Raw genomic sequence first — 13,919 nt, forward strand, 5'->3', positions numbered from 1 at the left:
GTAGGAGCCGGCTTGCTGGCGATGGCATCGCTGCGGTCATCCAGACCCACCGCGGCGTCCCCATCGCCAGCAAGCCGGCTCCTACAAAAGTCGCCAAAAACGCCCCTGTCGCAAGACCGGGGCGTTTTTGTAGGCGCCGTCTGACCTGCAAACGTGACGCTTGCGCCGTGGATCAGGTACAATTCCCGGCTATTTTTCGGCGGGCTATGCCTGCAGCCTTTTTGAGTGTTGATCCGTGAGTGATTTGAGTCATATCCGCAATTTCTCCATCATCGCCCACATTGACCATGGCAAGTCGACGCTGGCCGATCGCTTCATCCAGATGTGCGGCGGCCTTGCCGAGCGCGAAATGGAAGCCCAGGTGCTGGATTCCATGGACCTGGAACGTGAACGCGGGATCACCATCAAGGCCCACAGCGTCACCCTGTATTACAAAGCCCGCGATGGCATTAACTACCAGCTGAACTTCATTGATACCCCGGGCCACGTCGACTTCACCTATGAAGTCAGCCGGTCGCTGGCGGCTTGTGAAGGGGCGTTGCTGGTGGTCGATGCCGGTCAGGGCGTCGAGGCGCAGTCGGTTGCCAACTGCTACACGGCGATCGAGCAGGGCCTGGAAGTCATGCCGGTGCTGAACAAGATCGACCTGCCACAGGCCGATCCGGAGCGCGTCAAGGAAGAAATCGAAAAAATCATCGGCATCGATGCCACCGACGCGGTCGAGTGCAGTGCCAAGACCGGCCTGGGCGTCGATGAAGTGCTCGAGCGTCTGGTTCACACCATTCCCGCGCCGACCGGCAACATCGAAGATCCGTTGCAAGCGTTGATCATCGACTCCTGGTTCGACAACTACCTTGGCGTTGTTTCCCTGGTTCGTGTGCGCCACGGTCGGGTGAAGAAGGGCGACAAGATTCTGGTCAAGTCCACCGGCAAGATCCACCTGGTGGACAGCGTCGGTGTATTCAACCCGAAGCACACCCCTACCGTCGACCTGAAGGCCGGTGAAGTAGGCTTCATCATCGCCAGCATCAAGGACATTCACGGTGCGCCAGTGGGCGATACCCTGACCTTGAGCTCGACGCCGGACGTCGATGTGCTGCCAGGCTTCAAACGCATTCAGCCGCAGGTGTACGCCGGCCTGTTCCCGGTCAGCTCCGACGACTTCGAAGACTTCCGCGAGGCGCTGCAAAAGCTCACCCTCAACGATTCGTCGCTGCAATACACACCGGAAAGCTCAGACGCACTGGGTTTCGGCTTCCGTTGCGGCTTCCTCGGCATGCTGCACATGGAAATCATCCAGGAGCGCCTGGAGCGCGAATACAACCTGGACCTGATTACCACGGCGCCGACGGTAATCTTCGAGCTGCTGCTCAAGACCGGCGAGACGATCTACGTCGATAACCCGTCCAAGCTGCCAGACCTGTCTGCCATCGAAGACATGCGCGAGCCAATCGTGCGCGCCAATATTCTTGTGCCGCAAGAGCACTTGGGTAACGTCATTACCCTGTGTATCGAAAAACGTGGCGTACAGGTCGATATGCTGTTCCTCGGCTCCCAGGTACAAGTGACCTACGACCTGCCGATGAACGAAGTGGTGCTGGACTTCTTTGATCGTTTGAAATCCACCAGTCGCGGCTATGCTTCTCTGGACTACCATTTCGATCGTTACCAATCGGCCAGCCTGGTGAAACTGGACGTGCTGATCAACGGCGACAAGGTCGACGCTCTGGCGCTGATCGTGCACCGTGACAACTCGCACTACAAAGGTCGCCAGTTGACCGAGAAGATGAAAGACCTGATTCCGCGGCAGATGTTCGACGTGGCAATCCAGGCCGCCATTGGCGGTCAGATTGTGGCGCGTACAACCGTCAAGGCACTCAGAAAGAACGTATTGGCCAAATGCTACGGTGGTGACGTCAGCCGTAAGAAAAAGCTGCTGGAAAAGCAAAAGGCCGGTAAAAAACGCATGAAGCAGGTCGGTAACGTGGAAATTCCACAAGAAGCCTTCCTTGCCGTGCTCAGGTTGGATAGTTAGGTCCTATGTCACTAAATTTCCCGCTGTTGCTGGTCATCGCCGTGTTCGTCTGCGGCCTGTTGGCGTTGCTCGATCTGCTGTTCCTGGCGCCACGGCGCCGGGCTGCCATCAACTCCTATCAGGGGAGCGTCAGCCAGGCTGACATGGTAGTGATCGAGAAACTGAACAAAGAGCCGCTGCTGGTCGAATACGGCAAGTCGTTCTTCCCGGTGTTGTTCATCGTGCTGGTGCTGCGTTCGTTCCTGGTGGAACCGTTCCAGATTCCTTCCGGCTCAATGAAGCCAACCCTGGATGTCGGTGACTTCATTCTGGTGAACAAGTTTTCTTACGGGATCCGCTTGCCGGTGATCGACAAGAAAGTCATCGAAGTCGGTGATCCGCAGCGCGGCGATGTGATGGTGTTCCGCTACCCGAGCGACCCGAACGTCAACTACATCAAGCGTGTAGTGGGCCTGCCGGGCGATCAGATTCGCTACACCGCCGACAAGCGCCTGTTCGTCAATGGTGAGTCGATTGCCGAACAACTGGTCGGCTCCGAGCCGGGCACGTTGGGTAGCGCTGAGCTCTACAAGGAAAAACTTGGCGCCGCCGAGCACCTGATCCGCAAGGAAATGAGCCGCTACCGCGCAACGCCGGACCATTCGTGGACCGTGCCGGCCGGGCACTACTTCATGATGGGCGACAACCGCGACAACTCGAACGACAGTCGCTACTGGGATGATCCGAGCATTCCCAAGGATCTGCTGGGCATGGTTCCCGACAAGAATATCGTCGGCAAGGCCTTCGCAGTCTGGATGAGCTGGCCGGAACCCAAACTCGGTCACCTGCCGAATTTCTCGCGGGTTGGTCTGATCAAGTAATCACACACGGCGCTGTTGAACACAGCGCCGAATGCATTTCTGGAGTCGGCACAATCGGCGACAGGAGCATGAAAACAACGATATTCAGGACGTTATTTTTGAACACAGCGTTAATTGTCCCAAGCCTGCGCCGCATCAAGGCCCTGGCGGTGGAATCCAACCACGAACTCAGCGTGGGTAAACCGTGAGCGTCTCCTTAAGCCGTCTCGAGCGTCAGCTCGGTTACACCTTCAAGGATCAGGAACTGATGGTCCTGGCCCTGACTCACCGCAGTTTTGCCGGGCGCAACAACGAACGCCTGGAATTCCTCGGCGATGCCATCCTCAATTTCGTCGCCGGCGAGGCGCTGTTCGATCGCTTCCCGCTGGCCCGTGAAGGCCAGTTGTCGCGTTTGCGCGCACGCCTGGTGAAAGGTGAGACCCTGGCCGTACTGGCTCGTGGCTTCGACCTGGGTGAATACCTGCGCCTGGGCTCCGGCGAATTGAAAAGCGGCGGTTTCCGTCGCGAGTCGATTCTGGCCGATGCCCTCGAAGCGCTGATCGGTGCGATCTACCTGGACGCCGGCATGGAGGTGGCGCGCGAACGCGTGCTGGCCTGGCTGGCCGGAGAGTTCGAAGGCCTGACGCTGGTCGACACCAACAAAGATCCGAAAACCCGCCTGCAGGAATTCCTGCAGTCCCGTGGTTGTGAGCTGCCGCGTTACGAAGTGGTGGATATCCAGGGTGAGCCGCATTGCCGGACGTTCTTCGTCGAATGTGAAATCATCTTACTGAATGAAAAAAGCCGAGGTCAGGGTGTGAGTCGTCGTATTGCCGAACAGGTAGCGGCCGCCGCAGCACTGATTGCCCTGGGTGTGGAGAATGGCAATGACTGATTCAACCGCAACTCGCTGTGGCTATGTTGCCATCGTCGGCCGTCCCAACGTGGGCAAGTCCACGCTGCTGAACCACATTCTGGGTCAGAAACTGGCGATCACCTCACGCAAGCCGCAGACCACCCGCCACAACATGCTGGGCATCAAGACCGAAGGCGACGTTCAGGCGATCTACGTCGACACCCCGGGTATGCACAAGGGCGGCGAAAAGGCCCTGAACCGTTACATGAACAAGACCGCTTCGGCGGCGTTGAAAGACGTCGACGTGGTGATCTTCGTGGTTGACCGTACCAAGTGGACCGACGAAGACCAGATGGTCCTCGAGCGCGTTCAGTACGTGACCGGTCCGCTGATCGTGGCGCTGAACAAGACCGACCGCATCGAAGACAAATCCGAGCTGATGCCGCACCTGACCTGGTTGCAGGAACAGCTGCCGAACGCGCAGATCATGCCGATCTCGGCCCAGCACGGGCACAACCTTGACACGCTGGAGCGAGTGATCGCCGAGCACCTGCCGGAAAACGATCACTTCTTCCCGGAAGATCAGATCACCGACCGCAGCAGCCGCTTCCTTGCGGCTGAACTGGTACGCGAAAAAATCATGCGTCAGATGGGCGCCGAGCTGCCGTACCAGATCACCGTGGAAATCGAAGAGTTCAAGCAGCAGGGCAAAACCCTGCACATTCACGCTTTGATCCTCGTTGAACGTGACGGTCAGAAGAAAATCATCATTGGCGACAAGGGCGAGCGCATCAAGCGCATCGGCACCGAAGCGCGCAAGGACATGGAGCTGCTGTTCGACTCCAAGATCATGCTCAATCTGTGGGTCAAGGTGAAAGGTGGCTGGTCTGACGACGAGCGCGCCTTGCGTTCGCTGGGTTACGGCGACCTGTAAATCGTCAAGCAGCACATCGATTCAATTGTAGGAGCGAGCTTTTGTGGCGAGGGAGCTTGCTCCCGTTCGGCCGATCCGCGCCCGGGCGAAGCAGTCGTAAATCCTGGCATCGCGGTTTTACCTGAAACACTGAGGTGCATGGTTTTGGGGCCGCTTCGCAGTCCAGCGGGACGGTGCGGCGTTCCGACAAGCTCCCTCGCCACAGTGGATCTCCAGAGATTCGGAAACTGATGTCATCCAGCCCGCCCATCGGCCAACCCGCCTACGTGCTCCATTCCCGCGCCTACCGCGAAAGCAGTGCGCTGGTGGATTTCCTCACGCCGCAAGGTCGGCTGCGGGCGGTGTTGCGCAGTGCGCGGGGCAAGGCCGGGACGTTGGCGCGGCCGTTCGTGCCGCTGGAAGTCGAGTTCCGTGGCCGGGGCGAACTGAAGAATGTCGGCCGCATGGAAAGCGCCGGCGTTTCCACCTGGCTCAATGGCGAAGCGCTGTTCAGTGGTCTCTACCTCAACGAATTGCTGATCCGCTTGCTGCCCGCCGAAGATCCTCATCCCGCGGTTTTCGATCACTACGCCGCGACCTTGCTTGCCCTGGCCGAAGGTCGACCACTGGAACCATTGCTGCGCTCCTTCGAATGGCGACTGCTCGATGATCTCGGTTATGGCTTCGCGCTGAATACCGACATCCATGGCGACCCCATTGCGCCGGACGGTCTCTACCGCTTGCAGGTGGATGCGGGTCTTGAGCGGGTTTACTTGTTGCAACCAGGCCTGTTCAACGGTACCGAACTGCTGGCCATGGCCGATGCCGACTGGTCCGCGCCCGGTGCGCTGTCCGCCGCCAAGCGCTTGATGCGTCAGGCGTTGGCCGTTCACTTGGGGGGGCGTCCATTGGTTAGTCGTGAGTTGTTTCGAAAGCCGTAGTCTCCCCGTATGCTGTGCACCGAACTTCCCCCTTCTTCAGGAGCGCTTCCGTGACCACCAGCAATCGCATTCTTCTTGGCGTGAACATCGACCACGTTGCCACCCTGCGTCAGGCCCGGGGTACTCGTTACCCGGATCCGGTCAAGGCAGCGCTGGACGCGGAGGAGGCGGGCGCTGACGGCATCACCGTGCATCTGCGTGAAGACCGCCGGCACATTCAGGAGCGCGATGTCCTGCTGCTCAAGGACGTGCTGCAAACCCGCATGAATTTCGAAATGGGCGTCACCGAAGAAATGATGGCGTTCGCCGAGCGTATCCGCCCGGCGCACGTTTGCCTGGTGCCGGAAACCCGTCAGGAACTGACCACTGAAGGCGGTCTGGACGTAGCGGGGCAGGAAGCGCGGATCAAGGCGGCGGTGGATCGCCTGGCGAAGATTGGCTGCGAAGTGTCGCTGTTCATCGACGCTGACGAGCGGCAGATTGAGGCGTCCCGTCGTGTGGGCGCGCCGGCCATTGAATTGCACACCGGGCGTTACGCGGACGCCGAGACGCCAACCGAAGTTGCTGAAGAGCTCAAGCGTGTGGCCGATGGCGTGGCATTCGGTCTGGCCCAAGGCCTGATCGTCAACGCCGGCCATGGTTTGCACTATCACAACGTCGAGGCTGTTGCGGCAATCAAGGGCATCAACGAACTGAACATCGGCCATGCGCTGGTGGCCCATGCGTTGTTCGTCGGGTTCAAGTCGGCAGTGTCGGAGATGAAGGCGCTGATTCTGGCTGCTGCACTAAAGGGTTGAGATCGGCGGTGCTGCCTTCGCGGGCAAGCCTCGCTCCTACAGTTTCGTGTCGATACGCAATTGTGTGTTCGACGCAAACCTGTAGGAGCGGTGCTTGCCCGCGAAGGCGTCATCGGAGACAACAATAATTTAAAGCGGTGGGGTTTCCTGGCTCGGCTTGGTCTTGTCGACCCCCGGCACATGCAGGTTGCCCTCGGCGACCTGGGTGCCTTCGAGCTGCGGCTGCGTGACCCACGTCAGGATGTCGTAGTAGCGACGGATGTTCGCCACGAAATGCACCGGTTCGCCGCCACGGGCGTAGCCATAACGAGTCTTGCTGTACCACTGCTTCTGCGAAAGGCGGGGCAGTATTTTCTTCACGTCCAGCCATTTGTCCGGATTCAACCCTTCCTTGGCTGCCAGTTTTCGCGCGTCATCCAGGTGACCGCTGCCCACGTTGTAGGCGGCCAGCGCGAACCACGTACGATCCGGCTCCTGGATCGACTCGTCCAGTTGATCCTTCATGTAGACCAGGTATTTCGCGCCGCCCATGATGCTCTGCTTGGGGTCTAGGCGATTGGAAACGCCCATGGCTTGCGCCGTGTTCTGCGTCAGCATCATCAATCCGCGCACGCCGGTCTTGGACGTGACCGCCGCTTGCCACAGCGATTCCTGATAACCGATTGCCGCCAGCAGGCGCCAGTCGACTTTTTCTTTCTTGGCGGACGCCTTGAAGTGCTGTTCGTATTTGGGCAGTCGTTGCTGCAAGTGCTGGGCGAAGGTGGTGGCGCCCATGTAGCCGAGTACGTCGACATGCCCGTAGTAGCGGTCTTTGAGGCGTTGCAGGGTGCCGTTTTGCTTTACTTTGTCGAGGTAGGTGTTGATTTCGTTGAGCAGGCTGTTGTCATCGCCGGCGGCCACGGCCCAGCTCTGGTTGCTGGCATCACCGAGGTCGAAGGCGACCCGCACGTTGGGGAAGTAGACCTGGTTCATCGCCACTTCGTTGGAGTCGACCAGGGTCAGGTCGATTTGACCTTCGTCGACCATACGCAGCAGGTCGACGACTTCAACTGCGTCGGACTCTTCGTATTCAATGCCGGGATATTTCTTTTTCAGCTCTGCCAATTGCTCGGCGTGGGTGCTGCCCTTGAGCACGATGATCTTCTTGCCGACCAGATCGCCTGCGTCGGTCGGCCGCGACTGGCCGTTGCGATAGATGATCTGCGGGGTGACTTCGAGGTAGGAATGGGAAAACCGCACCTGCTTTTTGCGGTCCTCGCTGCTGACCAGGCCGGCAGCGGCCAGCACCGGGCCATTTGGCTTGCCCACCTGATTGAACAGGTCGTCGAGATTGTCGGCGGTTTCGATCTTGAGTTCGACCCCCAGATCGTCGGCGAAGCGCTTCACCAGCTCGTATTCGAAGCCGGTTTCACCATTGCGATCCTGAAAGTAGGTGGCGGGGCTGTTCCGGGTAACCACCCGCAGCACGCCATCCTCCTTTACGCGCTCCAGCGTGTTGGGTTTATCAACACAGCCACTGAGCATCAGGAAGAGTCCGGTTGCGATCAGCCATTTGGCGTACCGCGGACGCAAAGCCGTTGGGAAAAACATCTGCGCAGTATACGCAAAGGACCACGAGCGCCATATCTCGACAGAGAAGGGCTTGTCTGCTAGGGCTTCAAAAACCCGCTTGGAGCCCGCAGGAATGGGCCCGAACAGCATTTTATGACAGAAAAAATAACCCCCGGCGCGCACCTGTTCAGGGCCCGAATACCCGGCCCGACGTTCGGGTGCAACCGCGTGTACCGTTTCGGGTGATGTCGCGGGCGGTTTAGGCTAGAATGCACGGCCTCAAAGCACACCCCTTCCCGAGGCTGTCCCGAAGATGTTGATCCTGCGCGGCGCTCCTGCCCTTTCTGCCTTTCGCCACAGCAAACTCCTTGAGCAACTGAGCCAGAAGGTTCCAGCTGTCAGCGGCTTGTATGCTGAATTCGCTCACTTCGCCGAAGTTACCGGCGTCCTGACCGGCGACGAACAGCAGGTGCTCGCGCGCCTTCTGAAGTACGGCCCTAGCGTTCCGGTACAAGAGCCCACTGGTCGTCTGTTCCTGGTATTGCCGCGTTTCGGCACCATTTCGCCGTGGTCCAGTAAAGCCAGCGATATCGCTCGCAACTGCGGCCTGACCAAGATCCAGCGCCTGGAACGCGGCATCGCGTTCTATGTCGCCGGCCAGTTCAGCGACGCCGAAGCGCAGCTGATCGCAGACGCGCTGCACGACCGCATGACCCAGATTGTGCTGGGCAACCTCGAACAAGCCTCCGGCCTGTTCAGCCACGCCGAACCCAAGCCCCTGACCGCGATCGACGTGCTGGGTGGCGGCCGCGCCGCGCTGGAAAAAGCCAACACCGAGCTGGGCCTGGCCCTGGCCGAAGACGAAATCGACTACCTGGTCAACGCCTTCCTTGGTTTGAAGCGCAACCCGCACGACATCGAACTGATGATGTTCGCCCAGGCGAACTCCGAGCACTGCCGTCACAAGATCTTCAACGCCAGTTGGGACATCGACGGTCAGAGCCAGGAAAAAAGCCTGTTCGGCATGATCAAGAACACCTACCAGATGCACAGCGAAGGTGTTCTGTCGGCTTATAAGGACAACGCATCGGTGATCGTCGGTTCCGTGGCCGGTCGTTTCTTCCCGGACCCTGAAACCCGCCAGTACGGCGCGGTGCAGGAACCGGTGCACATCCTGATGAAAGTCGAAACGCACAACCACCCGACTGCGATTGCCCCGTTCCCGGGCGCATCCACCGGTAGTGGCGGCGAGATTCGCGACGAAGGCGCCACCGGTCGCGGCGCCAAGCCAAAGGCTGGCTTGACCGGTTTCACCGTGTCGAACCTGCAGATCCCGGGCTTCGAACAGCCGTGGGAAGTGCCGTATGGCAAACCCGAGCGCATCGTTACCGCGCTGGACATCATGATCGAAGGCCCGTTGGGCGGCGCTGCATTCAACAATGAATTCGGCCGTCCGGCGCTGACCGGTTACTTCCGTACCTTCGAACAGTCGATCACCACCCCTCATGGTGACGAAGTTCGCGGTTACCACAAGCCGATCATGCTGGCTGGCGGCATGGGCAACATCCGTGAAGAACACGTCAAGAAAGGCGAAATCGTCGTTGGCTCCAAGCTGATCGTGCTTGGCGGCCCGGCGATGCTGATCGGTCTGGGTGGCGGCGCGGCTTCCTCCATGGCCACCGGCACCAGCTCGGCAGACCTGGACTTCGCTTCCGTACAACGTGAAAACCCCGAGATGGAGCGTCGTTGCCAGGAAGTCATCGACCGTTGCTGGCAACTGGGCGACAAAAACCCGATCAGCTTCATCCACGACGTCGGCGCGGGCGGTCTGTCCAACGCCTTCCCGGAACTGGTCAACGATGGCGACCGTGGTGGCCGTTTCGAACTGCGCAACATTCCAAACGACGAGCCGGGCATGGCCCCGCACGAAATCTGGAGTAACGAATCCCAGGAACGCTACGTTCTGGCAGTCGGCCCGGCGGACTTCGAACGCTTCAAGGCGATCTGCGAGCGTGAGCGTTGCCCATTCGCGGTAGTCGGCGAAGCCACTGCCGAGCCGCAACTGACCGTGACCGACAGCCACTTCGGCAACAGCCCGGTGGACATGCCGCTCGAAGTGCTGCTGGGCAAAGCCCCGCGCATGCACCGTTCGGTGGTTCGTGAAAACGAGCTGGGCGACGATTTCGATCCGTCGACCCTCGACATCGCCAACTGCGTCGAGCGCGTCCTGCATCACCCGGCCGTGGCCAGCAAGAGCTTCCTGATCACCATCGGCGACCGCACCATCACCGGCCTCGTGGCCCGTGACCAGATGGTTGGCCCGTGGCAGGTTCCGGTGGCCGACGTTGCCGTTACCGCCACCAGCTTCGACGTTTATACCGGTGAAGCCATGGCCATGGGCGAGCGCACTCCGCTGGCCCTGCTGGACGCTCCGGCGTCGGGCCGCATGGCCATCGGCGAAACCCTGACCAACATCGCCGCCTCGCGCATCGCCAAGATCTCCGACATCAAACTGTCGGCGAACTGGATGTCCGCTGCCGGTCACCCAGGTGAAGACGCACGTCTGTATGACACCGTGAAAGCGGTCGGCATGGAACTGTGCCCTGAGCTGGGCATCACCATCCCGGTGGGCAAGGACTCCATGTCCATGGCCACTCGCTGGAACGACGAAGGTGTCGATAAGGCTGTCACTTCGCCGATGTCGCTGATCGTGACCGGTTTCGCGCCAGTGGCTGACATCCGTCAGACCCTGACCCCGCAACTGCGCATGGACAAGGGCACAACCGACCTGATCCTGATCGACCTCGGTCGCGGCCAGAACCGCATGGGTGCCTCGATCCTCGCTCAGGTTCACGGCAAGCTCGGCAAACAGGCACCGGACGTCGATGACGCCGAAGACCTGAAAGCCTTCTTCGCCGTGATCCAGGGCCTCAACGCCGACGGTCACCTGCTGGCTTACCACGACCGTTCCGACGGTGGTCTGCTGACCAGCGTGGTGGAAATGGCGTTTGCCGGCCACTGCGGCCTGAGCCTGAACCTCGACGGTCTGGCAGAGACTTCCGCCGATATCGCCGCGATCCTGTTCAACGAAGAACTGGGCGCTGTGATCCAGGTTCGCCAGGACGCCACCGCGGATATCCTCGCGCAGTTCAGCGCTGCTGGCCTGGGCGACTGCGTATCGGTGATCGGTCAGCCGATGAACAACGGCGAGATCAGCATCACGTTCAACGGCGATACCGTATTCGAAGGTCAGCGTCGTCTGCTGCAACGTCAGTGGGCTGAAACCAGCTACCAGATCCAGCGTCTGCGTGATAACGCCGACTGCGCCGAACAAGAGTTCGACGTGCTGCTGGAAGAAGACAACCCGGGCCTGAGCGTCAAGCTCAGCTATGACGTCAACCAGGACGTCGCCGCGCCTTACATCAAGAAAGGCATTCGCCCACAGGTTGCCGTGCTGCGTGAGCAGGGCGTCAACGGTCAGGTGGAAATGGCGGCCGCGTTCGACCGTGCCGGTTTCAACGCGATCGACGTGCACATGAGCGACATCCTGGCTGGCCGTGTCGACCTGAACGACTTCAAGGGCATGGTCGCTTGCGGCGGTTTCTCCTACGGCGACGTACTGGGGGCCGGCGAAGGCTGGGCCAAGTCCGCGCTGTTCAACAGTCGCGCTCGCGATGCCTTCCAGGGCTTCTTCGAACGTACCGACAGCTTCACCCTCGGCGTGTGCAACGGTTGCCAGATGATGTCCAACCTGCACGAGCTGATCCCGGGCAGCGAGTTCTGGCCGCACTTCGTGCGCAACCGTTCCGAGCAGTTCGAAGCCCGCGTGGCCATGGTTCAGATCCAGGAGTCGAACTCGATCTTCCTGCAGGGCATGGCCGGTTCGCGCATGCCGATCGCCATCGCCCACGGTGAAGGCCATGCCGAATTCGCCAGCGAAGAAGCGTTGCTGCAAGCCGATCTGTCGGGTTGCGTGGCGATGCGTTTCGTCGACAACCACGGCAAGGTCACCGAGAAATACCCGGCCAACCCGAACGGCTCGCCGCGCGGTATCACCGGTTTGACCAGCCGCGACGGTCGCGTGACCATCATGATGCCGCACCCGGAGCGTGTGTTCCGCGCGGTGCAGAACTCGTGGCGTTCGGAAGACTGGAACGAAGACGCACCTTGGATGCGTATGTTCCGTAACGCTCGCGTCTGGGTGAACTAAGAGCGGGGAGCTGATTGCCGTGTACAAGCTCTGCTTTTTTGTTCCGGCCAGTCATGTTGAAGTGGTCAAAAGCGCTGTATTCGCCGCCGGTGGCGGGCGGATCGGGGCTTATGACCACTGTGCGTGGCAGGTGTTTGGCTTGGGTCAGTTTCGTCCGCTGGAGGGCAGTCAGCCGTTCATTGGCGAGGCTGGGCAGGTCGAGCAGGTTGAGGAATGGAAGGTTGAGCTTGTGGTCAGCGATGAGTTGATCCGGGCGGTGGTGGTGGCTCTGAAAGAGAGTCATCCCTATGAGACGCCGGCTTACGAGGTATGGCGGTTAGAGGATTTTTGATTCTCTGGCCGCTGCAATGAGAAACCCGCTGATTCTTCAGCGGGTTTTTTATTGCTCGGGATTTAACCTCTGACCTGATCCGTGATCTTCTGATCTATTTTTTCGAAGCCGACCGAAGGTAGCAGCCAGAACACACTTGATCATTCCCACGCTCTGCGTGGGAATGATCATTATGGGGGGGGAAGTTACGGGCGGATTTCGATCATCGTGCCGTCCGGTACCAGACCCCAGACTTCACGCATGTCCATGTTGCGCATGGCGATGCAGCCATCGGTCCAGTCCAGCGTGTGGAACAGGTTTTCCGGGTTCTCTTCGGTGTCTGGAGTACCGTGGATCATGATCATGCCGCCAGGCTCGACGCCTTCGCGCCGGGCGCGGGCGGAGTCGCTGATGTTGGGGTAGGAGATGTGCATCGCCAGGTTGAAACGTTCGCTGGTCTTGCGCCAGTCCAGCCAGTAAAGGCCTTCGGGGGTGCGTTTATCACCTTCCATCAGTTTTGGGCCGATGGGGCGTTTGCCCAGGGAAATGCGATAGGTCTTGAACGGCTTGCCGTCGTTGATCAACTGCAACTGATGGGCAGATTTTAGGACCAGAACTTTTTCGATGACTTTGCCGTCCGGGGCGGCCGCGACGGAAGCCTGGGAGACTGCGACGAACGATAAGCAAAACAGGGCAAGCAACCAGCGCATTGAAACGATATCCCTAAGAGGTGTCGCGACTATTTTATTTATAGATGGTTTTTTACTAACAAGTGCTTAGATGATGGCAGGCTGAGCGAGTGGCGGGATCGATTCGGACCGCACGGGGTAGACCTCGGTCCGCCGGTCAGCGAAGAAGCATTCTAATGTACGGCCGACCGTGCGGAAAGCCAGTTCGCCCCAAGGAATGTCGGCCTCTTCGAACAGCTGCACTTCCAGGCTCTCGGGGCCTGCGCGAAAATCCAGATCCACAAGCTCGGCGCGAAAGAACACATGCACCTGACTGATGTGCGGCACATCGATCAGCGTATAGATGCTCAGGTTGCGTACCCGGGCGCAAGCTTCTTCGGCGGTCTCGCGAATGGCGGCCTGTTCGATGGTCTCACCGTTTTCCATGAAACCGGCGGGCAGGGTCCAATAACCGAGCCGTGGCTCGATGGCGCGACGGCACAGCAATACCTTCGAACCCCAGGTCGGCACGCAACCGGCGACGATATTGGGGTTCTGGTAATGAATGGTATGACAGCTGTCGCAGACAAAACGCAGGCGCGAATCGCCTTCGGGAATGCGCTGGGTTACCGGGTTGCCGCATTGACTGCAATATTTCATGCTTGGGTTCCTGAATGCTGCGCCTATCTTGGCGTGCAGCGGTGTCGGTCGGCAAGTTGTCGTTTCGCGACATGAGGCTTTTCGGGGGTTGGGCGGCCGGTGCGATTGGTGCATGATGCAGGGTAAGGCACAGATCGAG

At 59.7% G+C, this 13,919-nt stretch carries 11 protein-coding genes; 8 read left to right on the forward strand and 3 right to left on the reverse strand.

Features of this window, described 5'->3' with window-relative positions; all coding sequences use genetic code 11:
- The first annotated feature begins 235 nt into the window (after window positions 1-235).
- The 6 genes from lepA to pdxJ all read left to right on the forward strand — a co-directional run bounded on the left by lepA (window position 236) and on the right by pdxJ (window position 6,381).
- Complete coding sequence (gene lepA / locus AC07V0_RS07190) at window positions 236-2,035, forward strand: translation elongation factor 4 (protein ID WP_018927092.1); 1,800 nt, start codon at window positions 236-238, stop codon at window positions 2,033-2,035.
- Window positions 2,036-2,040: 5 nt separating this feature from the next.
- Complete coding sequence (gene lepB, locus AC07V0_RS07195) at window positions 2,041-2,895, forward strand: signal peptidase I (protein WP_018927091.1); 855 nt, start codon at window positions 2,041-2,043, stop codon at window positions 2,893-2,895.
- 184 nt (window positions 2,896-3,079) lie between these two features.
- A complete protein-coding gene (gene rnc / locus AC07V0_RS07200; protein ID WP_018927089.1) occupies window positions 3,080-3,769 on the forward strand; it encodes a ribonuclease III in 690 nt (229 codons plus the stop codon).
- Window positions 3,762-4,664 (forward strand): GTPase Era, encoded by a 903-nt coding sequence (gene era / locus AC07V0_RS07205; protein WP_018927088.1) that lies wholly within the window; start codon window positions 3,762-3,764, stop codon window positions 4,662-4,664. The genes rnc and era overlap by 8 nt, the downstream gene beginning before the upstream one ends.
- A gap of 230 nt (window positions 4,665-4,894) precedes the next feature.
- Window positions 4,895-5,584: a DNA repair protein RecO gene (recO, locus tag AC07V0_RS07210; RefSeq protein WP_018927087.1), complete on the forward strand. Its 690-nt coding sequence runs from the start codon at window positions 4,895-4,897 to the stop codon at window positions 5,582-5,584.
- Between the two features lie 50 nt (window positions 5,585-5,634).
- A complete protein-coding gene (gene pdxJ, locus AC07V0_RS07215; protein ID WP_007936221.1) occupies window positions 5,635-6,381 on the forward strand; it encodes a pyridoxine 5'-phosphate synthase in 747 nt (248 codons plus the stop codon).
- Between the two features lie 129 nt (window positions 6,382-6,510).
- Here pdxJ and mltF read toward each other — a convergent pair whose 3' ends face one another.
- Window positions 6,511-7,971: a membrane-bound lytic murein transglycosylase MltF gene (gene mltF / locus AC07V0_RS07220; RefSeq protein ID WP_018927086.1), complete on the reverse strand. Its 1,461-nt coding sequence runs from the start codon at window positions 7,969-7,971 to the stop codon at window positions 6,511-6,513.
- A gap of 274 nt (window positions 7,972-8,245) precedes the next feature.
- On the opposite strand from mltF, the gene purL reads away from it, so the two are divergent.
- On the forward strand, window positions 8,246-12,142 hold the full coding sequence (gene purL, locus AC07V0_RS07225) for a phosphoribosylformylglycinamidine synthase (protein ID WP_018927085.1): 3,897 nt from the start codon (window positions 8,246-8,248) through the stop codon (window positions 12,140-12,142).
- A gap of 19 nt (window positions 12,143-12,161) precedes the next feature.
- A complete protein-coding gene (locus AC07V0_RS07230; protein WP_018927084.1) occupies window positions 12,162-12,473 on the forward strand; it encodes a YqfO family protein in 312 nt (103 codons plus the stop codon).
- A 185-nt stretch (window positions 12,474-12,658) separates the two neighbouring features.
- Here the strand turns inward: AC07V0_RS07230 and AC07V0_RS07235 are convergent, their stop codons facing one another.
- Both AC07V0_RS07235 and AC07V0_RS07240 read right to left on the reverse strand, forming a co-directional pair.
- Window positions 12,659-13,162, reverse strand: coding sequence for a L,D-transpeptidase family protein (locus AC07V0_RS07235; protein WP_086944740.1), 504 nt, complete (start codon window positions 13,160-13,162; stop codon window positions 12,659-12,661).
- Window positions 13,163-13,228: 66 nt separating this feature from the next.
- Entirely contained in the window at window positions 13,229-13,780 is a 552-nt protein-coding gene (locus AC07V0_RS07240) for an NUDIX hydrolase (RefSeq protein WP_086944741.1), read from the reverse strand.
- Window positions 13,781-13,919: the final 139 nt, after the last annotated feature.

The sequence above is a fragment of the Pseudomonas sp. GW821-FHT01E10 genome (assembly GCF_059422365.1).

Coding starts and splice junctions, on each gene's coding strand:
- AC07V0_RS07235 (WP_086944740.1), bottom strand. CDS start 13,162: ATGCGCTGGTTGCTTGCCCTGTTTTGCTTATCGTTCGTCGCAGTCTCC.
- AC07V0_RS07240 (WP_086944741.1), bottom strand. CDS start 13,780: ATGAAATATTGCAGTCAATGCGGCAACCCGGTAACCCAGCGCATTCCC.
- era (WP_018927088.1), top strand. CDS start 3,762: ATGACTGATTCAACCGCAACTCGCTGTGGCTATGTTGCCATCGTCGGC.
- purL (WP_018927085.1), top strand. CDS start 8,246: ATGTTGATCCTGCGCGGCGCTCCTGCCCTTTCTGCCTTTCGCCACAGC.
- mltF (WP_018927086.1), bottom strand. CDS start 7,971: ATGTTTTTCCCAACGGCTTTGCGTCCGCGGTACGCCAAATGGCTGATC.
- recO (WP_018927087.1), top strand. CDS start 4,895: ATGTCATCCAGCCCGCCCATCGGCCAACCCGCCTACGTGCTCCATTCC.
- lepB (WP_018927091.1), top strand. CDS start 2,041: ATGTCACTAAATTTCCCGCTGTTGCTGGTCATCGCCGTGTTCGTCTGC.